This window comes from Collinsella sp. LCP21S3_A9 (assembly GCF_052118785.1).
In the GTDB taxonomy this organism is placed as follows: Bacteria; Actinomycetota; Coriobacteriia; order Coriobacteriales; family Coriobacteriaceae; genus Collinsella.
Map to the genome: position 1 here is coordinate 14831 of NZ_JBQKGN010000014.1, position 21572 is coordinate 36402.

General features: G+C 58.0%; 17 protein-coding genes. 7 read left to right on the forward strand and 10 right to left on the reverse strand.

The genetic code is table 11. From position 1 onward, the window contains the following. Positions 1 to 15 precede the first annotated feature (15 nt). The 3 genes from ACTQ05_RS06740 to ACTQ05_RS06750 all read right to left on the reverse strand — a co-directional run bounded on the left by ACTQ05_RS06740 (position 16) and on the right by ACTQ05_RS06750 (position 7786). Positions 16 to 2013, reverse strand: coding sequence for a DNA gyrase/topoisomerase IV subunit B (locus ACTQ05_RS06740; protein ID WP_441064028.1), 1998 nt, complete (start codon positions 2011 to 2013; stop codon positions 16 to 18). Positions 2014 to 2267: 254 nt separating this feature from the next. Beyond that, positions 2268 to 6626: a hypothetical protein gene (locus ACTQ05_RS06745; protein ID WP_441538510.1), complete on the reverse strand. Its 4359-nt coding sequence runs from the start codon at positions 6624 to 6626 to the stop codon at positions 2268 to 2270. A 155-nt stretch (positions 6627 to 6781) separates the two neighbouring features. Then, a complete protein-coding gene (locus ACTQ05_RS06750) occupies positions 6782 to 7786 on the reverse strand; it encodes a helix-turn-helix domain-containing protein (RefSeq protein ID WP_441538512.1) in 1005 nt (334 codons plus the stop codon). A 261-nt stretch (positions 7787 to 8047) separates the two neighbouring features. On the opposite strand from ACTQ05_RS06750, the gene ACTQ05_RS06755 reads away from it, so the two are divergent. The 3 genes from ACTQ05_RS06755 (at position 8048) to ACTQ05_RS06765 (ending at position 13026) form a co-directional block, all read left to right on the forward strand. Further along, the gene (locus ACTQ05_RS06755; protein WP_441538514.1) at positions 8048 to 8665 is read left to right on the forward strand and encodes a GMP synthase (glutamine-hydrolyzing); all 618 of its coding nucleotides are present in this window, start codon (positions 8048 to 8050) and stop codon (positions 8663 to 8665) included. Between the two features lie 279 nt (positions 8666 to 8944). Further along, the gene (locus tag ACTQ05_RS06760) at positions 8945 to 9529 is read left to right on the forward strand and encodes a DUF5714 domain-containing protein (RefSeq protein ID WP_441048551.1); all 585 of its coding nucleotides are present in this window, start codon (positions 8945 to 8947) and stop codon (positions 9527 to 9529) included. Between the two features lie 242 nt (positions 9530 to 9771). Next, on the forward strand, positions 9772 to 13026 hold the full coding sequence (locus tag ACTQ05_RS06765) for an ABC transporter ATP-binding protein/permease (RefSeq protein ID WP_441538516.1): 3255 nt from the start codon (positions 9772 to 9774) through the stop codon (positions 13024 to 13026). 273 nt (positions 13027 to 13299) lie between these two features. Here ACTQ05_RS06765 and ACTQ05_RS06770 read toward each other — a convergent pair whose 3' ends face one another. After that, positions 13300 to 13437, reverse strand: coding sequence for a hypothetical protein (locus ACTQ05_RS06770; RefSeq protein WP_441538518.1), 138 nt, complete (start codon positions 13435 to 13437; stop codon positions 13300 to 13302). A gap of 264 nt (positions 13438 to 13701) precedes the next feature. Between ACTQ05_RS06770 and ACTQ05_RS06775 the strand changes: the two genes are divergently transcribed. Continuing rightward, the gene (locus ACTQ05_RS06775) at positions 13702 to 14655 is read left to right on the forward strand and encodes a tRNA dihydrouridine synthase (protein WP_441538520.1); all 954 of its coding nucleotides are present in this window, start codon (positions 13702 to 13704) and stop codon (positions 14653 to 14655) included. Positions 14656 to 14799: 144 nt separating this feature from the next. Here the strand turns inward: ACTQ05_RS06775 and ACTQ05_RS06780 are convergent, their stop codons facing one another. From ACTQ05_RS06780 to ACTQ05_RS06800, 5 genes are all read right to left on the reverse strand, one after another. Next, the gene (locus ACTQ05_RS06780; protein WP_154516940.1) at positions 14800 to 15066 is read right to left on the reverse strand and encodes a ribbon-helix-helix protein, CopG family; all 267 of its coding nucleotides are present in this window, start codon (positions 15064 to 15066) and stop codon (positions 14800 to 14802) included. Between the two features lie 8 nt (positions 15067 to 15074). Next, on the reverse strand, positions 15075 to 15341 hold the full coding sequence (locus ACTQ05_RS06785) for a hypothetical protein (protein ID WP_154516943.1): 267 nt from the start codon (positions 15339 to 15341) through the stop codon (positions 15075 to 15077). 57 nt (positions 15342 to 15398) lie between these two features. Further along, positions 15399 to 16685, reverse strand: coding sequence for a hypothetical protein (locus ACTQ05_RS06790; protein ID WP_441016494.1), 1287 nt, complete (start codon positions 16683 to 16685; stop codon positions 15399 to 15401). A gap of 293 nt (positions 16686 to 16978) precedes the next feature. Beyond that, the gene (locus ACTQ05_RS06795; protein WP_441538521.1) at positions 16979 to 17224 is read right to left on the reverse strand and encodes a glutaredoxin family protein; all 246 of its coding nucleotides are present in this window, start codon (positions 17222 to 17224) and stop codon (positions 16979 to 16981) included. A gap of 51 nt (positions 17225 to 17275) precedes the next feature. After that, positions 17276 to 18103, reverse strand: a complete 828-nt coding sequence (locus ACTQ05_RS06800) for a TipAS antibiotic-recognition domain-containing protein (RefSeq protein WP_427794277.1) — start codon at positions 18101 to 18103, stop codon at positions 17276 to 17278. Positions 18104 to 18244: 141 nt separating this feature from the next. Between ACTQ05_RS06800 and ACTQ05_RS06805 the strand changes: the two genes are divergently transcribed. Both ACTQ05_RS06805 and ACTQ05_RS06810 read left to right on the forward strand, forming a co-directional pair. After that, the gene (locus tag ACTQ05_RS06805) at positions 18245 to 18982 is read left to right on the forward strand and encodes a TrmO family methyltransferase domain-containing protein (protein ID WP_441538523.1); all 738 of its coding nucleotides are present in this window, start codon (positions 18245 to 18247) and stop codon (positions 18980 to 18982) included. 112 nt (positions 18983 to 19094) lie between these two features. Next, complete coding sequence (locus tag ACTQ05_RS06810) at positions 19095 to 20306, forward strand: MalY/PatB family protein (RefSeq protein WP_441538525.1); 1212 nt, start codon at positions 19095 to 19097, stop codon at positions 20304 to 20306. Between the two features lie 96 nt (positions 20307 to 20402). Here the strand turns inward: ACTQ05_RS06810 and ACTQ05_RS06815 are convergent, their stop codons facing one another. Next, the gene (locus ACTQ05_RS06815) at positions 20403 to 20882 is read right to left on the reverse strand and encodes a pyridoxamine 5'-phosphate oxidase family protein (protein ID WP_154516961.1); all 480 of its coding nucleotides are present in this window, start codon (positions 20880 to 20882) and stop codon (positions 20403 to 20405) included. 254 nt (positions 20883 to 21136) lie between these two features. Here ACTQ05_RS06815 and ACTQ05_RS06820 point away from each other — a divergent pair, with 254 nt between their 5' ends. Then, complete coding sequence (locus ACTQ05_RS06820; RefSeq protein ID WP_154516963.1) at positions 21137 to 21562, forward strand: potassium channel family protein; 426 nt, start codon at positions 21137 to 21139, stop codon at positions 21560 to 21562. Positions 21563 to 21572: the final 10 nt, after the last annotated feature.

The following is a 21572-nucleotide window of genomic DNA, read 5'->3' on the forward strand; positions in this document are numbered from 1 at the left end:
GTTATCGATTTGCTGCTACTGCAGGTCCAGCTGGTCCAGGTATTCCTTGCCGTGCTCCGAGATATGGCGCTTGCGGCCCGCCTCGTCGCTGCCCAGCAGAAGGTTGAACATGGTCTCCATCTTGGTGACGTCTTCGGACTCGACCTTGATCAGACGACGCGTCTCGGGGTTCATGGTGGTGAGCCACATCATGTCCGGGTCGTTCTCACCAAGACCCTTGGAGCGGTTGATGGAGCACTTCTGGTCGCCGATCTCCTTAAGAATGCCGTTCTTCTCGAGCTCGGTGTAGGCAAAGTAGGTCTTTTCTTTGCAGTTGATCTCGTAGAGCGGCGACTCGGCGATATACACGTAGCCTTCGTCGATAAGCGTGGGCACCAGGCGATAGAGCATGGTGAGCACGAGCGTACGGATGTGATAGCCGTCGACGTCGGCGTCCGTACAGATGATGACCTTGTTCCAGTTGAGGTTGTCCAGGTCAAAGGCGCCCAGGTTCTTGATGCGCTTGTCCTTGATCTCCACGCCGCAGCCCAGCACGCGCATGAGGTCCATGATGATGTCGGACTTAAAGATGCGCGGATAGTCCTCCTTTAGGCAGTTGAGGATCTTGCCGCGGACGGGCATAACGCCCTGGAACTCGGCATCGCGCGAGGTGCGAATGGCGCCTGCTGCCGAGTCGCCCTCTACGATGTAGATCTCGCGACGGCTCTTGTCCTTGGAGCGGCAGTCGATGAATTTCTGCACGCGGTTGGCCATGTCGGTCTTCTGCTGCAGGTTGGTCTTGATGCTCTGGCGCGTCTTCTCGGCATTCTCGCGCGAGCGCTTGTTGATGAGCACCTGCTCCATGATCTTGTTGGCGGCATCTTTGTTCTCGATCAAGTAGGTCGAGAGGCGCTCCTTAAAGAATGCCGTCATGGCCTGCTGGATAAAGCGGTTGTTGATGGCCTTCTTAGTCTGGTTTTCGTAGGACGTTTGGGTGGAGAAGCAGTTGGTTACCAGCACCAGACAGTCCTGGACATCTTGCCACTTAATGCCGCTCTCGTTTTTGTTGTACTTGCCCTGTTGCTTGATGTAGGCATCGATGGCGCTGGTCAGGGCGCTACGGGCCGCCTTTTCGGGTGAGCCGCCGTTCTCGAGCCAGGAGGAGTTGTGGTAGTACTCCTGCATCGTGAAAGTGCGCGAGAAGCACATGCAAGCAGTGATTTTTACGTTGTAATCGGGCAGATCCTCGCGATCGCGACCGCGACGGTCGGCCTCGATAAAGAAGGGATCGGTAAGGTAGTCGGCACCGACCTTCTCGAGCACGTAGTCCTCGATGCCCTTGGGATAGCAGAAGTCCTCTTGGGAAAACTCGCCGTCGTCGCCCTCGATGCGCAGCCGGAAGGTCACGTTGGCGTTGACCACGGCCTGGCGGCGCATGGTCTCGCGATACCAATCGTGGGGGATGCTGATGGAGGTAAAGACCTCAAGATCGGGGCGCCACTTGATGGTGGTACCGGTGCGGTCCTCGTCGCTGGGCTCAACCTCGAGTGCTTTCTTTTTGGCGCCGACGACCTTGCCCTTCTTAAAGTGCAGGGAGTACTTGTTGCCGTCGCGCCAAACCGTGACGTCCATGTATTCGGAGGCGTACTGGGTTGCGCACGAGCCCAGGCCGTTGGTGCCGAGCGAGAAGTCGTAGTCGCCGCCCTGGTTGTTGTTGTACTTACCGCCGGCGTAAAGCTCGCAAAAGACGAGTTCCCAGTTAAAGCGCTTCTCGGAGGGGTTCCAGTCAAGCGGGCAGCCGCGGCCGTTGTCCTCTACCTGAATGGAGCCATCGCGAAAGGCGGTAAGGGTGATGAGCTTGCCGTAGCCCTGGCGCGCCTCGTCAACGGCGTTGGACAGGATCTCGAAGGCGGCATGCGCGCAACCGTCGAGCCCGTCCGAGCCAAAGATGACGGCGGGGCGCAGGCGTACGCGCTCCTCGTCCTTGAGCTGGCGGATACTGTCGTTACCATAGTTTGCGGTGTTTTTTGCCATACTCGCTCTCTCGGTGCTCCTTTGCTGCGTTTAAGTCATATAGATAGTCAAGGTAGCATAGCCCAGCCCACAGACGATTCCAACCAACACGAAATCCATCGAACAATCGTTCGGAGTTCGATGAGGTTTCGTTTACTCGCACAAAACCGAGTCGGTATTGTGCGAGTAAGTTTGAATTGCGAACCGAAGTTGTAATGTCCGCATAGCGATGACGAATGAGCCGAGTCGGCGTCTCTCATAAAAGTAACTAGGAGCTAGCGGGGCCTATCCGAATTGACCTCATTGGCGGTATCGGCTTCGAGCGCCGTGCGGCGGGTGCTGTAGGCGACGAGGCCGGCGCCTGCCGCGGCGAGTGCTGCAGCGGCTGCCGTAAGGGGAGCGCATGTATCGCCCGTGCCCGCAAGCGCGCCCGCTTTTCCGGGGCGCTTGCTATTGTTGTGGTCCTTGCCGCTGCTGGAGCTGCTTCCGCCGGAGCCGCCGCCCTTGTCAGTACCGCCGCCACTCGAGCCGCCACCGTCGTCCGCCGTCATCGGTGCATCGTGAAGTCCCGTCGTATCCGCGCTGTCGCATACGCCGACCTGAACTTCGGAGCGTTCGCATGCCGCGTCGGGCACATGAAGCTCGTGCAGTACGGCACCCAGCGCCGAGTTTGCACCCGGTCGAATTTCCTCGAGCGTTACGGGATCGAGCGCCACCAGATTATGCGCCTTCGCATACAGCGTTACGCGTTTGCCCACATCGTCGCTCCAACTCTCGGGGATGGCGAAGCTCATGCGGAACTGTGCCGTGCAACCCGGTGCCAGCACGGCGTTGCCGTTGTCGGCTACCAGCGGGTGCGTTGCAAAACGTGCGCCCAGCGTCTCGAGCGCGTACTTCACGTGTGCCATGTCTTTGGCCGAAGCATCCTCGGCAAGCTCTGGATCGTAGATCGAAACCATGCGTGCGTTCAGTCCGAATCCGATGGATGCGCTGGAGAACGGCTGGCTGGAGCCCTCTCGGTACAGATCGATCGTGCCGGCGGTCAGCAAGGTGTTGCCGTCGTTTCGCACCGTGACCATGAAGGATTCGCCTGCTGCTCCGGGTACCACCGCGCCCGAGGTAGCGACCGCGCCCGTCGGAGTGGCACACGCCACCAAGGGCACTTCGATGCCGTGCAGCTCTGCCTCGCTCTTCTCCGCGCTCACAATGTGCGTGGCGAGTGCGGAGAGTATGCCTCCCGACGTCAAAAATGTCGTTATCTGATCGACGGGATGGTCCAGCTCGCACATCACGAACGGCTCCGTGAACAGATCGCCTGCCAAGGTGCTGGCGAAGATGCGGAAGTGCTTGCCCATCACTGCTACCGGGTTGCCTTCTTCGTCGTAGGTTTGTCCCACCTTGCCATCGGTGTTCTCTACATAGAGCACGCACCTGCCGTTGTTGCTTACGCTAAACGATGCCGGGCCACAGCCTGCGGCACCCACGGGCTGCGTTGCAAATGCCGATGCGCCTCGCGTCCAAGTAATATGCTGCAGTTGCTCGTTGACGGTTGCCAAAAAGCCCGAATGTTGTGGCCATGGCACCGCATGAGGTACCGTGGCGTCTGGTGACATAACGTCCCAGCACGCAATGGACTGGCCGATCACGGCGTACGATGCGCAGCCGCAACCGTCTGCGGTCTCGTACGCAACGGACACCACCATTTTGCCGTTGATATTCTCGGGCTTGCCCAGCTCGATACTCGACGGTGCTTGCGGAAAGCGGAGGATCTGACGGAACGTGAGACTGTCGCCCAAATCATCCGACCACAAGGTAAAGCATTCCAGCGCAACCTCGGCCTCGCTGCCGAGCGCCTTTTCTGCGGTGGTTCCGCGGCGGTGGAGGTAGGCACCCGACAGGCGCCCGTCGACGAGCGTCTTGCCCACCGTGATACGCGGGCACTGCAGACAATGGTAGCCATCCTCCTGAAGGCGGCCGCGCGAGATGCTGCGCCACGACGTATACGACACCACGCGAACTTCGCTATTACTTATGCGCAGGCGCACGACGGACAGTATGCCGGCTGTGCTTGCCGTATCGAAAAGGGTGTTGTCACCGGCGGGGCGCTCGCCCGAGATCAGCAGCACGTAGGCGTCCTGGTTTCCTCTTCCGTCCGTATATTCCACCACGTCGAAGTCGTAATCGAATATGCCGTCGCGCTCCACGTCGCCCTCGCCAAACCCAAGGGGAAAGTCCACGGGAGTGGGAGCGGACCACGTGCCGTTTGCCTTTGTGTGCACCACCAGGCGCGAGCGGCCATTGTCGCCGTAGCGCACCGAGGCGATACGGAACAGACATTCTACGCCGGCAATCATTGCCAGCTTCATGTGAGCTTCGCTGAGCACGCCAGCAAACAGCACGTTGTCGCTCGAGGGTTTTATGCCGCCACGCTCGTCCTCCGATACACCAGCAGAATTGGCGTTGGGGTCCGCAACGGCGTTCGTCGCCTGCCCGATATAGGTGTACTCATACATCGGCGCGGCGTTTTCTATCAGTGTATGGACGAAATGCTCGATCTGTCCCGTGTCGTCGCTTTCTGCATCCGCCTCGAGCTTAATGCGCGTGACCGCTTGATCCCAATCGCGCACGACAGGCGCGACGTTTACGGCAGTGGCCTTAACCTCGGCGCGTGCGAGCAGCTCGGCGTTGGTGACGATGGTGGCCGATGCGATAAATTGCGGCACGCCGCCTGCCTCGGCGTTGCCGGCCGTGCCGAAGCGGGCATCCAACGTGTAAGGCGTATCTCCACCCAATGCGAGCTCAGAGCGCTGGAGCACATACTGGTTGCCATTGTTCACCGACATATTCCACGAATCGAGGAGTGTGGGCCACGACCCCGACCAAGCCTTGGTGGTCCACTTGAACATTACGAACTGGAGTATCACATCGACATCGACGTCTGCACCTACGCGCAGTCGCGGAAGCTGGTGTCCATCTGCCTTCTCGTACCCAATGAACAGCGTGAGGGATGCGGCGCCGCGCACGGCAGACGAAGCGACGCCTGCAACGCCGGCGCCAAAGGTGACGGCAAGCCCGATCTGGATGGTGAACGAGCCCGAGGTGTTTGAATAGTCGAGCGAAATGTTTTTAAAAAACGCCGCGCCGCTGCCGTGCGTGTGGGCACCCACGGCGAGCGCCAGCTTCGCCAGCACCCAGGGGTTGACGTTTAGGAAAAACGGCACCGGTCCTAGGGTAAACTGCTCGGTCCAATTGAGGTCGGTTCTTACCTGGAAGAGGGCCTTAATATTGCCAAATGCGGGGTCGTTGTTGTCACCCCAGGTTTTGCCCACCCAGTCGTAGGCGAGCGATCCGTACAGCTGTGTGGCGATATCCATCGTAAAACGCGGCGTGCAGTGGTGACGAAGCAGCTTAGTGTTCCTTGGATCGGTGCCCGAACCGGCGCTCATACTTTTGTACTGATTCCACTTCCCCTCCATCTCGTCGAGGTAGCGGTTTGCCTGCTTGGCGCCCGACTCGCGCGGTGACTTCTTCCAGTACTCCGGATCCGGATTGCCCGAATCGTTCATGTAGCCGATCGGTTTGTATCCTCCGCCAAACAGCACGTATCCGGCAAAAGAGAAATCGAACAAAATGGGGAACGAGGGCATCCAGCACGTGAACTTATTGCCGCCGATGCCGGGAAACGCCGCCGGGAAATCAAACGGAGTAATCTCTTGGTCCATGGTGGTGGGGACGATAGTGGTCGAGCCCGATTCTGCCTTTGCGGCCGGCGCGGTAACAACGGCCATGGGGGAGGAGAGTGTATAGGTCTTGCCCTGATAGTCGAGGACAAAGCGCAGCTTGCATCCTTCCTCCAGAAGGCCCGAAGCTGCATCGAGGAACGTGTCTTCGAGTGTGAACGTTGCCAGATTATCCGAACCCGATGCACTGGCCTTGACTTGGCCAATTTGCGTGACGGTTTCGGATGAGCTGCTCGTGGCGGGCATTACCTTGTTGATGCACAGCGTTGCCTGTCCACCCTGTGGCAGATGTGCCTGCACGGTAAAGGCGTGCGTGTCGGGTTGGTCGTTTCCGGCGTCGTCCTTCGGCAGTGCCATGAACGTGGCGTCGGCGTACTGGATGTCCCACTCGTCGAACGTAAGCTGGCGAAAGTACGGCTCACCGTCGGAAAGCGGACGTGTGGGCGCGGTAATGGCGGTGCCGCCCTGGATGCGCGTGAGGGGGATCTCGACATCACGGTAGCCCGCCATGCTGATGGAGATGCCACCGTTAAAGTCGTACGCGTCGAGAAGCGTTGCCTGGTCCACGTAGCCTTCCGAAAGCGGCGCGACCTCAAAGATGGCCGTGCCCTCGTCGTCGGTAGTGGCGGAGAGCTGCTTGCCCGCGGCATAACGTGACGCGAGCGTGACCTGGGCTCCCTTGATGGGCATATTCTTGTTGGCGACGTCGACCACGACCACACCAAACATGGTGCGCGAGAGAACGAGCACCTTGAAGGGGTCTTCTTCGTCGGCATAGGCCTCGGTGGGGGCGAATGGCAGTATGAAGGCGTTTGCGCTGCTCGACACGCGAGGCAGCATGATGCCTGCCAGCGAGGATGCTCCGGCGACAAGTAGCGAACGACGATCAAGCATTTTGGGCTCCCATCCCGCAAATAACGGAGGAAATAATCCTATTTTGCGAGAAGGTGCCCCGTGGCGGTAGTGCCGTTCAAGGGTCAAAATGTCCAAATTGATCGAGCGAAGCGCCGGGTTCCGGAATGCGTTCGATGCGCTTGGCAGCCCGGTCGCTAACGCAACATATGCGCGACCAGCTCGGCGCGAGTTCCGATACCAAGCTTGGCATACACTCCTGATAGGCGGTTTTTAACAGTGCCCGGCGATACTTCCATGTGGCGTGCGATTTCGGCGTTGGTCCATCCGCGGCAGGCGAGCATGGCCATGGTGAACTCCGTGGTCGTTAAATCGTCGGCCACGTCCTCGCCCGAATCGGGGTTGTGGATGCGCCGCCAGCCGTAGCTGAATCGATACGTAATCTCGATGATGCGTGCGAAATCGTCAGGGTATTGAGCTTTTAGGCACGCCTCTATGAGCCCCTGTAAAAGGCCGTGGTGCTCGCCAATGAGCTCGATAAGGCCGTCGGGGCGCGCAATGTCCCAAGCGGCTCCGAAATGTGCCTTTGCGGCGTCGATGTCCTTGAGGCTCATGCATGCCATGGAAGCCGCCAGGTGCAGGAACAGTTCCGAGATGGGATAGCTTCCCTGTTTCATGATCAGGGCATTTTCCACCATGCCCAGGCTGCGGCCGTATTCGCCGCACAGATACAAGGCGTGCGCCATCACGTAGCTGGCGAACAGGCGCAGGCCTTCGGGCAAATGCGCCGCAAGCGGATAAAACTCTTCGGCGGAATACGGGGAAGGCAAGTGCAGCAGGACGCTCGCGGCCGAGGCGAACAGGATATGCACGGCGTGGACGGCAGGCGATTCCTCGTCGGCCGGCGTATCGAGGATGCCAGTAAGGCACCGGCGGGCATCGGCGATACGGTTGAGCGACAGACTGGCGTATCCGCAGATAAAGCATGCGGAATAGCGCAGTGCGGGGTCGGTGGCGTCAAGATAGGGGCGCGCCGTCTTGGCAGCGAGGGTGGCCTGTCCGCGAAAGTACAGCGCTTCTGCTGTGGCAATGGCGCGCGAATCGGGGTCGGAAATGCCTGCAACCGCAGCGTCAATCTGCCCCGGCACAAAGGCGGTGCACATCAACGGCATGGGAACGCATGGGTAGCCATCGCAGTCCATCTTCCATCTCCCAACAGCTGGCAACAATAGCAGCAATTGTACTCCTGTTGCTCGGGACTGGAATTTGCGGGTATGGCATACGATTACGCAGAACGTATAAAGGAAGAGTCTATTGGCGATGCTGCCAAGGTGGCTACCGAAGCCTAGCTGGCCTCGACAATAGGAAAAATTGCCACCCCTGCAAAAAGCTTTGTCGCAGCGATGGGAAACACATCTTGTTCTGCATATAATGAGGTCATATGACGGTGCGTTTGCATACGTGTGACGCATTCCCATCGAACCGAAAAGGAGGCCCGCAAGGTTGGCGACGAGGTCAGCTTCCTCGCCCAGGGAACCATCTACCCCGACATCCTGGAGTCCCAGGATGGCGTGAAGGCCCACCACAACGTGGGTGGCCTGCCCGAGGACCTGCAGTTTGAGCTTTGCGAGCCCGTCAAGCTGCTGTACAAGGACGAGGTCCGCGTCGTGGGCCGCGAGCTCGGTCTGCCCGAGAACATGGTCGAGCGTCAGCCGTTCCCCGGTCCCGGCCTGGGCGTCCGCTGCCTTGGTGCCATCACCCGCGACCGTCTTGAGGCGCTGCGCGAAGCCGACGCCATCGTGCGCGAGGAGATCGACAAGGCAGGTCTGACCATCTGGCAGTACTTCGCCGTGGTGCCCGACTTCCGTGCCACCGGCGTGCGCGAGGGCAAGCGCGCCTACGACTGGCCCTGCATCATCCGCTGCATCAACACCGTCGACGTGATGACCGCCGAGGTGCCTGAGCTCGACTGGGCACTGCTCAAGCGTATTACCGCTCGCGTCACAGCCGAGGTTCCCGGCATCTGCCGTGTGTGCTACGACCTCACGCCCAAGCCCGTCGGCACCGTTGAGTGGGAATAAGCTTTTTGGGCTGCTTTGATCATAGTTCCATGAATGGGGAGGCCTCGCGCGATTGCGCGGGGCCTTCTTTTTCGAAAAGAGCTGCCGTCGTGGTGTTGCCACTGTCCATCGTGCTTGCCATCGCCTCTGGTGTTGCTCCTGAGCAGGGCTGGTTTGCGACGAGAACTGGCAGGGCTTGTTAGTGGCACGAGTGAAGCAGGTTGTTTCGCATTGAGCGCTCCGGGCAGAAGAAGGCCATAATGGAGTGCGCGCACAATTTGTTTTAGAGGAGGATGCCGCATGGCAAAAGACGAACAAACAGGCTGGATTGTTGAGATGCTCATGGCCAGTACGTCGGTGGCGCCCGCGGCTCTTTTGGAAGAGGTTATGGCAGATGAGCGCTGCGTGGCTTTTGGCCCCATCCACCATTTTATTGTGGGCGCGGTGCTGCTTGCGTGCTGGCGCAACGCCGAAGCATCTGGGGAGCGAGATGCGATGCTCAAAGACGATCTTGCCGATTTGATGTCTCGTTCGGATTGCGTGCCGGGGGCGACGTGTGCCCGCTGGGGCATGTGCGGGGCAGCTGCGTCTGCGGGCATGGCATATGCAATCGTGCGCGGCAATGCGCCGCTGCGCAGTGAAGGCTGGCAGGAGGGGCAGCTTATGGTTTCGGAGCTGCTTGCCGCCATCGCGCGCTCGGGAAGCCCACGGTGCTGCAAGCGAGATGCGCGCGTGGCGATTCGTGAGGCCGTTTCGTTTTTTAACGCGCTCGGCGGACCACAGCTTAAAGCATGGGAGAAGACGCCAACCTGCGATAGCTATGCGGTCAATACAGTGTGCATGGGCGAAAAGTGTCCGTATCATCCGTCCTTTATCATCCAATAGGGAATCGGGTGCCCCAATAAGGGTTGGGCAGATGTGACAAAGTAACAGTTCCTTTGTCACATTATCGACGGTATGCGCGGGATGGTGCGCCACGCGGCGTGCCGTCCCGTTCGTTTTTTGGTGCGGTTTGTTACATTCCTCACTGGCGCCGGTAAAAAATGGGGATAGAGTAGGACAAACGCGTCGAATACGAACGGCGGGGGAGAGCGGGCAAGGTGCCTGCGCAGGAGAGGTTGCCGTCCATGCTGGAGCTCAAAGGAATTTGCAAAAGGTACGTTACGCAGTCGTTTACGCAGGTGGCGCTCGACAGCGTGAGCCTGTCTTTTCGGGATAACGAGTTCGTGGCCATTCTGGGGCCCTCGGGTTCGGGTAAGACCACGATGCTCAACGTTATCGGCGGACTCGACCACTTTGACTCGGGTGACCTGCTGATCGACGGTATTTCGACCAAGGACTTTCACGATCGCGATTGGGATGCCTATCGCAACAACCGCATCGGTTTTGTGTTCCAAAGCTATAACCTCATTCCGCATCAGACCATTTTGGAAAACGTGGAGCTGGCGCTTGCGCTCACGGGCGTGGGGCACGCCGAGCGCCGCCAGCGTGCGCACAAGGCGCTCGAGGCCGTTGGTCTGGGCGAGCACGTGAACAAGCGCCCGAGTCAGCTTTCGGGTGGACAGATGCAGCGCGTGGCCATCGCCCGCGCCCTGATTAATGATCCCGAGATTGTGCTGGCAGACGAGCCGACTGGCGCCTTGGATTCCACAACGTCCGTGCAGGTCATGGACTTGCTCAAGGACGTCGCGCGCGACCGTCTGGTTATCATGGTCACGCATAATCCCGATCTGGCGTACGAGTACGCCACGCGCATCGTCAACCTGGCGGACGGCAAGATTACCGACGATTCTGATCCTTTCGATGTCGCTGACGCCACGCGCCGCGAGGCCAAGCCTACGCGCAAAACCTCGATGAGCTTTGTGACGGCGCTGGGGCTTTCTGCCCGAAACCTTATGACCAAGAAGGGCCGTACGGCCATGACGGCCTTTGCGGGCTCGATTGGCATTATTGGCATCGCGGCGATTTTGGCGCTGTCCAATGGCGTAAACGGCTACATCAAAAAGGTCGAGGAGGATACGCTTTCGAGCTACCCGCTTACCATTTCCAAGCAGGATTACGACCTGTCGTCCATGATGGGCGAACAGGGGGCCACGGATGACGATACGTCCAAGAACGAGGGTTCGTCCGACGACGGCACCGACGGCAAGGCTCAGGGAACCAAAAAGATTCCCGTGGTCACGGCCGTAAAGGATATGTTTGCAAGTGTTAAGTCCAACGATATGACGAGCTTTAAGGCATGGCTTGACGGCGGCGGCGACGGTATCGACAAAGAGGTCAACGCCATCCAGTACGGTTACGGCGTGACGCCGGTTATCTATCGTGCCGGCAAGGGCGATGAGAAGCCTGTCCGGCTGGTGCCCAACGCTATGACCGAGGCCATGAGCGGTGGTGCGAGCTCGGCGGCAACGGTGAGCATGGACTCCATGGGGACCTCGGTCTTTAACGAGATGATCGACGATCAGAGTCTGCTCGACAGCCAGTACGATGTCGTCGCCGGCCATTGGCCTACGTCTGCTCACGAAGCCGTAATGGTGCTTTCGAGCCGTGGAACGGTGGGCGACTATACGCTTTACAGCATCGGTGCGCTGGATATCGATGAGCTCAACGACCTGGTGAACAGTGCCATGGCCGCCGACGGTAAAATTGAGACGCCTGAGAGCGGCGCCGACTTTACTTACGACGATGCGCTGTCCACGACGTTTAAGGTGTTGTCGCCGGCCGATGCTTATCGCAAAAACGAAGAGACCGGCATGTGGACTGACATGTCCGGCGACGCCGACTTTATGACGGCCAAGGTTGCCGACGGTATTGACGTGCACATTGTGGGCGTGGTGCGACCTAACGAGACGGCCAATGCGAGCGCGTTGTCTCCGGGCATTGCCTATACGCATGCGTTGACTCGCCAGCTTATGGAGCGCGCCGCCGATTCGCAGATCGTGCAAGAGCAACTTGCCCATCCCGAGACGGATGTCTTTACGGGCAAAACTTTCGACGAACTGCAAGGCGAGGCCAAGCAAGGCGTGGATCTGGGCAGTATGTTCAGTGTGGACGAGGCGGCGCTCAAGAGCGCGTTCTCGTTCGATGCGTCTGCACTCTCGGGTGCTGCCGGTGGCATGGATTTTTCGGGCATCGATTTGTCGGGCCTGGATATTGACCTTTCGGGCGTTGGCAAAGACATCGACTTAAGCGACATCATGGCCAAAGCGCCGACCCCCGATTTCTCGGGCATCTTTGACGGTCTGGAGCTCACGCCCGAGCAAATGCAACAGGTGGGAACGCTTGCCAACCAACTATTTGAGGGCTTTTTGCAGTCTGATCAGTTTAGGGCGCTGTCACCCGAAGATCTCAAAGACGCGTCAAAGCTTGCTGCCGCATTCTCGGCGTATCTCGAGAACGATGTTGTGGCGCAGCAGTGCCTGGCGCAGCTCAAGGCGCTCGGCGGCGATGCCCTGGCCGAGCGCCTGCAACGGGCGATGACCGACTATGTCCAAAATCAGTTGGCTCCGTATCTGCAGCAGGCTATGGATCAGGTGATGAAGGCGATCAGCGAGCAGGTGGCAACGACCGTGTCGACCCAGCTCAAGGCCGGCGCGGCAGGGCTCATGGACCAGATGGTGACGCAGATGTCTTCGAGTTTTGCCAACCTGGCGAGCGCCATGCGCGTGGATGCGAGCGCCTTTGCTCGTGCGATCCACTTCAACATGGACGCCGAGGACCTGAGCTCGCTCATGATGAGCTATGCCAAGGCGTCGAAGCTCACCTACGACAACAATCTGACCACGTTGGGCTACGCGGATGAAGCGGACCCCATCTCGGTCAAGATTTTCCCGCGCGACTTTGAGGCCAAGGAGCGCGTACTCGACCATATCGATGCGTACAACAAGCAGGTCAAAGCCGCCGGCCACGACGAGCAGGCAATCTCGTACACCGACTACATGGGCATCATCATGGGCTCGGTGACTGATATCGTGAATACCATCAGCTTGGTGCTCATCGCGTTCGTGAGCATCAGCCTGGTCGTGAGCTCCATCATGATCGGCATCATCACCTACATCAGCGTGCTGGAGCGCAAAAAGGAGATTGGCATCCTGCGCGCGATCGGCGCGTCGAAGCGCAACGTGGCCAACGTATTCAATGCCGAGACCTTTATCGAGGGCCTCATTGCCGGTGTCTTTGCCATTGTCGTTGTGGTGCTCGTGAGTTTTCCGGTTAATGCCTGGGCGCTTGCTGCCAAACAGGTACCCAATCTGATGAGCTTGCCCGTGCAGGATGCGCTGGCGCTCATTGCAATTTCGGTGCTGCTGACGGTCGTTGCCGGCCTGCTGCCGGCCCGCAGCGCATCCAAAAAAGACCCCGTGGAAGCCCTGCGCTCCGAATAATGTGACAAAGGGACTGTCCCTTTGTCACATTGAGTGACATGTAAATCGAGGTCTAATACTTTTCCCGAGAAGTGAACGAGTCAAAATGGACCCCCGAAGCATCGACACTTATTGAAGGCGGTTTCCTGCGGTTTTGCCAGCCAAATCCTGCGGGTTTGGCGTCTAAAAATGTCGATGCTTCGGGGGTCCAAATATAGCCGTTCACTTCTCGGGAAAAGTATTAAACCTTGAGATATAGACGGCGTTTGCGAGCGTCAATTAGAGCGTAAGTTGCTAGTCCTCCTTTGCGGAGAGCATGAGGCTAATTTCCGGATGGGTGTACTTGTCGAACTCTTCTTTGGGCTCGGTGTCAAAGGTGTAGTACGACTTGATAGATTCGTCCTCCGTCTTGATGCTGATTTGTTCAGACATGGCGGTCAGCAGCGTGCTGTTGGTGATCGCTTGATCGCGAACGTCCTCTTTTGGACAAGGAAAAAGTGGCGAGTGAGGGAGCTGCTGTGGGGCGGCCCTGCTTGCTGTTTGTGGGCGCCATTCACCTTCGTTGCACAGGGATGGTCGGAGGGCTGGCTGACATCAAGTAGCCGCCTCCGCCTTGTGGGCCGCCTCGGGGACAAGGCATAATGCATGTGACAAAGGGGCGGTTCCTTTGCCGCATTGATTTGAGAGTAGATGTTGATGATTCTATCGTTGGCCCCCATGGAGGGGATTACCGGGCATGTGTTCCGTCGCGTGCATGCGGAGTGCTTCGGTGCGCTCGACTGCTATTACACGCCGTTTTTGCCGCCGCCGCGGATGGGCAACCGCTTTGGCGGCAAGGCGTTTAAGGAAATCGATCCGGCTAACAACCAAGGGCTTAACGTGGTGCCCCAGCTCATGTCCAAGAACGCGGATGAGTTTGTGTGGGCGGCGCGCGTGCTCGCCGACATGGGCTACCGCGAGGTTAATCTCAACCTTGGCTGCCCCTCGGGTACGGTCGTTGCCAAGGGTAAAGGATCGGGCTTCTTGCGCAACCTCGATGGGCTCGAGGTGTTCTTGCTTGATGTGTGCGAGCGATCGCCCTTGCCGGTGTCGGTAAAAACCAGGCTGGGGCTGGAGAGCGACGACGAATACGAGCGCGTGCTCGACCTGTACTGTCGCATGCCGCTGGCAGAGTTGATCGTGCATCCGCGCGTACAGAAGGATCGCTATACGGGCTCGCCGCGCAAAGGGTTTTATGGCGAGACGTTGGAGCGGGCACCGTTTCCGGTGGCATACAACGGCGATATTTTTGATCTTGAGGACATGGAGGCGCTGGTGGAGGCCTATCCCGGTACACGCCATGTGATGCTGGGGCGTGGCTTGCTTGCGAACCCCGCGCTGGCTCGCATGGTCAAGGGCGGCCCTGCTGCCACGGCAGCCGAACTGCAGCGCTTCCACGACACGCTGTTTGCGGCATATGCAGAAGAGATTGGCGGCAACGCGGTCTTTCGCATGAAGGAGTGGTGGTTCTACGCTAAATGCGCCTTCGCCGATCCTGCTACCGTTCACAAACTCGTACGCAAGACTAAAAAGGTCGACGAATACCGTGCCGCCGTCGAGCGCGTCTTTCGCGAGCAGCCACTTGCGCCCATAGCCCGCTTCCACGGTTAGCTAGTCATTGGGGACGTTCTTTAACGGCTAGTCATTTAAGAACGTCCCCAATGACTATGTTGCAAAAGCTGTACGTCAGCATCCAAAGATATCGAAAAATGTCGACTTTGGATGCTGGCGTACATGTTTGGATTCGGTGGGGGACTAGGCAATCATTGCGTCAAGGGTAATGAGTTCTCTGAGTCGCTCTGTGCGTGTTTGCCCATGGCGCTTTGCCTTCTCGTCAAACGCTTCAAGAACCGATTCACCCACACGTGCCGATAAAACAACGCTTGGCTCATCAGAGATCGACGGCCTTCCCAGCTTGATGGTGCGACCCTTCGGCCACTCATCTTTTTCGTATGCCTCCGCGGCTTTCTCCAACTCTCCGGGGGCAAATCCGATCATCTTTTCGAGTTGCTTAGCGTCCATAGCGCCTCCTATCGATCGATCCCGATTTCCCTGAGCACCTTGCGCGTAGGAGGGACAAGGGCGTGGTAAATGATATAGCCATCTCGATTGGAGCAATATCGAGCGATGAGCTCCATGAGACGGCTTCTTCCATCAAGTCCAACGAGAACGTAATCGATACCTCCGTTTTCAAGATCACGCCTGAACCATGCAAAAGCGGAGTTCCAGGCGCAGGTGATATCCGTCTCCGTCAGCCCGTGTTTGAGGGCGTGGGGGTGGATTGCGATGAGCTCCATAAGGGCCTCTCTTTTTGTATACAGTTTTGTAAACAAAAATGCAAGCAGTTAATAGGCTTAAGCGACTTGTTTTGATTGGACTTTTCGATGTAAAGCCGACATCGGAGGCTCCACTACTCCTTCGCTTTTTAGTTCGGTATGTGAACGTCCGTTGAACTCCCAGAGGGGAGCGTTTTCATAGATTATCGAGAGGAGCTTGGAGACTTCGGCTGTTTTCTTGCGTTCGTAAAACTCGGGCCGTACGACAATCAATAAGAAAGCTGCGTCTTCGGTAATTTGCTGTGCTGTCGGCATACCGTTGAGTCCAACGGAACGCAAAAGCTTTGTCATGATGAAATCGAACTCATCTTCTCTTGCATGGAGATCGGATGCCTTAATCTCAGGGTCTCTCAGGACGTACTGCTTGAGTCGTTCGACAGATCGACTGCACTTTATATGCCCGCAGATGACTTCGTCATAACTGAGCCTTTTGATTGGGAGACGTTCGTGACCGGCGAAGATGGCTGCCACTCTGATGCCAACGCGCCGTTCGCGCAGCGCGCGCATCTCACCGGTGTATTCGCTGCGTCGTTCATATTTTCGATAGGAGTATCCGTAGTCATCGTAGTAATAAGGGGCTTCATCGACAGCGTCATCGAGCTCAGGCGCTATGAGATAGAGTTTTCCATCTCTGGATATGACGCAGGGATTGTCGATTTGCCCCGATTCGTTCCTGATTTGCCAAATAGTTTCATTTATCTCAAATCTCGAGACTGGATTGGGGGCACAGGAGTTGTAGAGCTCAATAAGTTCATCGAGTGAAATGATTCCACAGGCATCTGTGTAGGCGCGGGCGAAGCGCCGTACTTCTTGATTTGATTCAAGCACACGGCGCTCCCAAGCATCCAAAACGTCCTGCGGACTTCGATAGCGGGCATGACGATCGATGCGCGATGCGCTCCAACGGTTATCAGCGGCAACGTTCATCAGATCCAAGCGCAGATCTTTGTCGGCGATGCGAGCGAGCGACTGATAGTGTTCTAGATCAAGCTCCGGTCGAAAACTCATGTCTTCCGGAACAGTTCGTGCGAGCTTTATGCAACGCTTGAGATAGGTCGGGCCCAGGCTTGGGCTAAAGTGCTGCTTGAGGTGGCAAGCGATGGGCGAGAGTAGGCCATTTAGATTGGAAATGGGGTATCCGGCAATCTCTTGCTCGAGACGGCGCCCGATGAGCAGAGCCCCTTCCGAAGAGGCCTCATGGTCGGTGCCTTTCTGGCCGAGGTGTTTGGCCTCGACAATCCTGCTGATATCCGAGCAGGTGTTTGAAATAATGTCGGGTGAAAGGGTTGGTATCTTTTTTGCCATAGCGATGCGCTCCTGTGTGACTCACGGAAAAGAAACAGTCTGATTGTGAGTGCCGTTCTTTGATGGCGACGGCGAACAGGAGCGCAGCCTGTCTGAGATGGGCGAGTGCGGTAACCACCGATCTTACTTACCGAGCTCGCTCCAGCGTGTCATTGGGGACCTCCGCAGGAGCTCTCGACCAGTCTCATGCCTTGGGATGAGTATAACACAGAGAGCAAACATATGTTCTATATATTTGAGAAACCGAAGCCCTACCCACTCATTTAAGAACGTCCCCAATGAGTACTCGCACGCTAGAGCAGGTTCTCCTGTACCCATGCGATGATGTCGCTCGATTCGTAGAGCGGTTTGCCGTCGATGAACAGACAGGGAACCTGGCGTTTTCCGCCGACGGCGATGAGCGTCTGCTCGGCTTCGGTATCGGTCGAGATATTGCGCTCGGGAACGGTCACGCTGTTATCCGCCAAAAAGCGCTTGACCTTCATGCAATACGGGCAGCCGGTCATAACGTACAGCGTGAGCTCATGTTTAGTAGCCATAGGTCTCCAATCGGTTGAGGTTTTGATTGAAATACCCAAAGCCGCCGCGGTCTATGCATGAGCTGACGACGACTCGATGGCCTGTACCAGAAACGCCGTGGCTCCGGTGCCGCAGGGCTTGTCGTAGTAGTCGATAAAGCGCTGGTCAGCAAGATAGCCGTGGGCGAGGCCCAGGTATGCTTCGTCTTGGGGCTTGTGCCCCCAGTTAAGGCCAATCCATCGACGGTGCATCGCGACAAGTTTGCGGGCCTCGCTTCCATCCGCATCGCCGTCGCCCATGGCAATCGAAAGCTGACCCAGAATAGCGCGTTCAAGTTCCTTCATGTCGTTCCATGTCTCGGGGTCCATGTCCAGCAGTGCTTCGTTTGCTGCGTCGATCGCCTCGTCGCCATAGCGCGCCCGCGCCTCGGCACCGTAGCGCTCCTCGTTTTCCTGCACGGAGCGCCAGCGCTCCAGTTGCGGCAGGACGGCGCCCATGAGCGAGACGGCTTCGTCGAGCGACATGCCGGTGTTTTGCGCCAGCCGCGGGGCACAATCCTCGATCATCGCCTCCATGGTGGTGTCGTAGGTGTACTGGCCGTGGTCGTAGCACCACTTGCAGTAATGGTCGGTCGTGGCGCCCACAGCATCGGTGCCGCAGTCGTCGGGTGTGAGTATCATGCCGCAGCTCTGGCAATAGTGCTCGGGCATTTCGAGCAGGTGGGACAGCGGTTCTCCGGTTACGGCGGCAATGAGCTTCATCATGTCGATGCCCGGGGTGACTTCGCCGCGTTCCCAACGGCTGACGGCTTGGCGTGTGACGAAGAGCTTGGCGGCGAGCTGCTCTTGGGTAAGGTGATGGGCGCGGCGAATGGCAATGAGCTTTTCTGCAAAGGCCATAGCGACTCCTTTCTGCTGGTTGATGGCTTAAGCATACGCGGCGGCCAGCTTCCTTCCAAGCAACCGTTGGTTGCACGAAGGGAGACCGCGGCGAAGAATTGCGCGCTGCACCCCACACCTCCATGCCGTACAATGACCGGCATGGAACCTATCGCACACATACATACCGACCTGCCGCAGAAGTTCGGCATTCCGCGCAACAGCTTTTTGGCGCCCCACCTGCAGGGACGCATCGTCTTTGAGCCGGAATTTGCCTTCAACGCAGCAGTTGAGGGTCTGGACTCCTTCTCTCACCTATGGCTGCTGTGGCGCTTCGAAAACGGAACGCCCGGCGGCGCGGCTAAGGATATAGCTGCCGATGCCAAGATGCAGGACAGGTCCGGCACCAACGTCAAGTGGTCGAAGACTGTGCGCCCGCCGCGTCTGGGCGGAGCCGAACGCGTGGGCGTGTTTGCCACGCGGAGTCCGTTTCGCCCCAATCCCATCGGTCTTACCTGCGTCAAGCTCAGCCGCGTTGAGCGCACCGACGACGGCCCCATCATCCATGTACTGGGGGCCGACCTGCGTGACGGCACGCCCATCTACGACATTAAGCCCTACATCCCGTTTGCGGACTGCCACCCGGGTGCGACCGGCGGCTGGATTGAGGGTGCTCCGTGGCAAGAGCTCGATGTTGAGTTCCCGCAAGCGCTTCAAGACATGGTCCCGCCCGCAAAGCTCCCCGGCCTGGTCGAGGTTCTTCGCCAAGATCCGCGCCGCGCGGGCAGCAAGCACGAGCCAAACCGCGTTTACCACTTGGCTTACGCCGGACTCGACATATCGTTTACGGTTGACGGGGCCAGGTTGACGGTAACCGCCATCAACGACGCGCGAGACTAACCAGCCATTCGTCCTCACCCGTCAAATTAAGCGCCAAACCCCATGCCAAAATCGCCTACGCTGGTGGACAATAACGCCTACCGAATCATTCCGCTCTGCACGGGGGCTCAGCATGAAATACGACTTCACTTCAATCATCGACCGCCACGGCATGGACTCCATCGCCGTTGACTCTTGGGGTGAGATTCCCGGTATGGCTCCGAACGCACCCGACGAGGGCTTCGACCGCATTCCCATGTGGGTGGCGGACATGAACTTCGCCACGGTGCCTACAGTCCAGGAGCACATCATTCAGCGCGCCCAGCACCCCATGTTTGGTTACTTCAATCCGCGTTCCGAGTACTTCGACCGCATCATCGAATGGCAGAGCCGCCGTAATGGCGTCGAGGGCCTGGCGCCTGAGCATATCGGTTACGAAAACGGCGTGCTGGGCGGTGTCGTGTCGACGCTGCGCGCGTATGTCCAGCCGGGCGATGCGGTGTTGGTCCACAGCCCCACCTACATCGGCTTCACCAAGTCCATCGAGGCCGCGGGCTATCGCATTGTCCACAGCCCGCTTCAGCTCGACGACCAGAGCGTGTGGCGCATGGACTTTGAGGACATGGAGCGCAAACTCGCCCAAAACCACATCCATGCCGCAGTGTTCTGCTCGCCGCACAATCCCTGCGGCCGCGTATGGGAGCGCGACGAGGTCGAGCGCGCCATGGACATTTATCGCAAGCACGATTGCGTGGTGATCTCGGACGAGATTTGGTCCGATATCATTCTGCCGGGACACAAGCACATCCCGACGCAGTCGGTGAGCGAGGATGCCCGCATGCGCACGGTTGCCCTCTATGCGCCGAGCAAGACGTTTAACCTGGCGGGTCTGGTCGGCAGCTACCACATTGTCTACAACGAGACGCTGCGCGACCGCATGTGCGCTGTGTCTAACAAGACCCATTACAACGAGATGAATGTCCTTTCGATGCATGCGCTTATCGGTGCCTACCAACCGCAGGGCTACGAGTGGGTGGACGAACTCAACCAGGTGCTTGCCGACAATATCGAGTACTTCTGCGATTACGTGGACGAGCATTTTGAGGGCGTGTCCTATTCGCGTCCGCAGGGCACGTACATGGTGTTTCTGGACTGCACCGAGTGGTGCCGCGAGCATGGCCGTGATATTCAGTGGTTGCTCGACGAGGGGGCACGCGTGGGCGTGGGGTATCAGGATGGACGTCCGTTCCATGGCCCCTACCACATTCGTGTGAATCTGGCACTGCCGCTTTCGCGCGTAAGGGAAGCGTGCGACCGCCTAGACCGCTACGTTTTTGGGGTATAGGGGTCGCACGATTCGGGTACTGCGGATTGCGCCCGTGTCGTCAACGTGCGTGGGCGCATAGGGCGCAGAGGGTTGCGAGCGCGTTTTCCACGTTTGCTACTTTTCTTGAATTTGCTTGCCGCAAAGGTGTTCAACCGTAATTTCATACAGCTGGACGCCCCTGATACTTTGCTTGATCTCCTCTTCGACCTCTTCGGCAGAAGGATAGTACTTGAGGGCAAACTGTCGGACTTTGTCTTCGACAAACGCCGGGTCATCGTTCACGAGGCGGCAACGGCCAAAAACCACAGTGCTCTGAACATAGGGTGCCCAGTCGTCGTCTTTGTACCAATCGTTGCCATAGACGGTAAAGCAGACTTTGTCGCTGCGTTTGAGTGCATCGACCTTATGCCCCGCCTTGGCTCCATGAAAGTATATTTTGTCGTGCTCGGGGTCAAAGTAGTAGTTAACGGGAATGGCGTAAGGATAGCCGTCGTCTCCGTTGACGGCAAAAATGCCGCGTTTGCAATTAACAAGTAGCTCTCGTGCCTCTTGATCGGTGATAGCACGCTTCTTTCTACGAAGAGGTCTAAACATCGTGGGTTTCCTTTCTTTCCGCGTGTTGCGTGCACGGCGGTGGGTGGTATGTCTATATCAAGATACTAGTTCAGGCTGCGAGGCCGACGGGAACATCCTATTTGTCGCAGATTGAAACGCACTTTTTGTTGTGGAAGGATTGTCCCTCACAACTCGTCGTCTAGGGGCATTCTCGATGGCTGGTTCCGTTTGCGGGGGAGGCGTGGGACAATACCGACCAAAAGCGTTTGCTTGTCCTGAAAAAGGGGGTCTCGATGAAAAAGCTGAGGACGCTGGCCGATGTGTTGCGTCAAGCCGGTTTCGTGCGCATCACGGGCCTTTTTCTCGTCTTTTATCTTCTGTGTTCAATGGCTGTTTGGCTCTCTGAGCCAACAACTCTTACGTTTGGCGATGGCCTTTGGTTTAGCTTTGAAACCGTATCGACGATCGGCTTTGGCGACATTCCGGCCGAAACGCCGGTCGCCCGTGTCATCACGGTCGTCCTGAGCGTTATCAGCATTTTTTACATTGCCATGCTCACGGGCGTGGCGGTGAGCTACTGCAATATGCTCATCAAGATGCATCAAAAGGACACTATGGCGCGCTTTATGGACGATCTTGAGCATTTGGAAGAGCTCGATCGTGACGAGCTTGCCGATCTGTCGCGCCGCGTGCGCGAATATCGCCGGCGCCAGCGCTAAAACGGGCGCC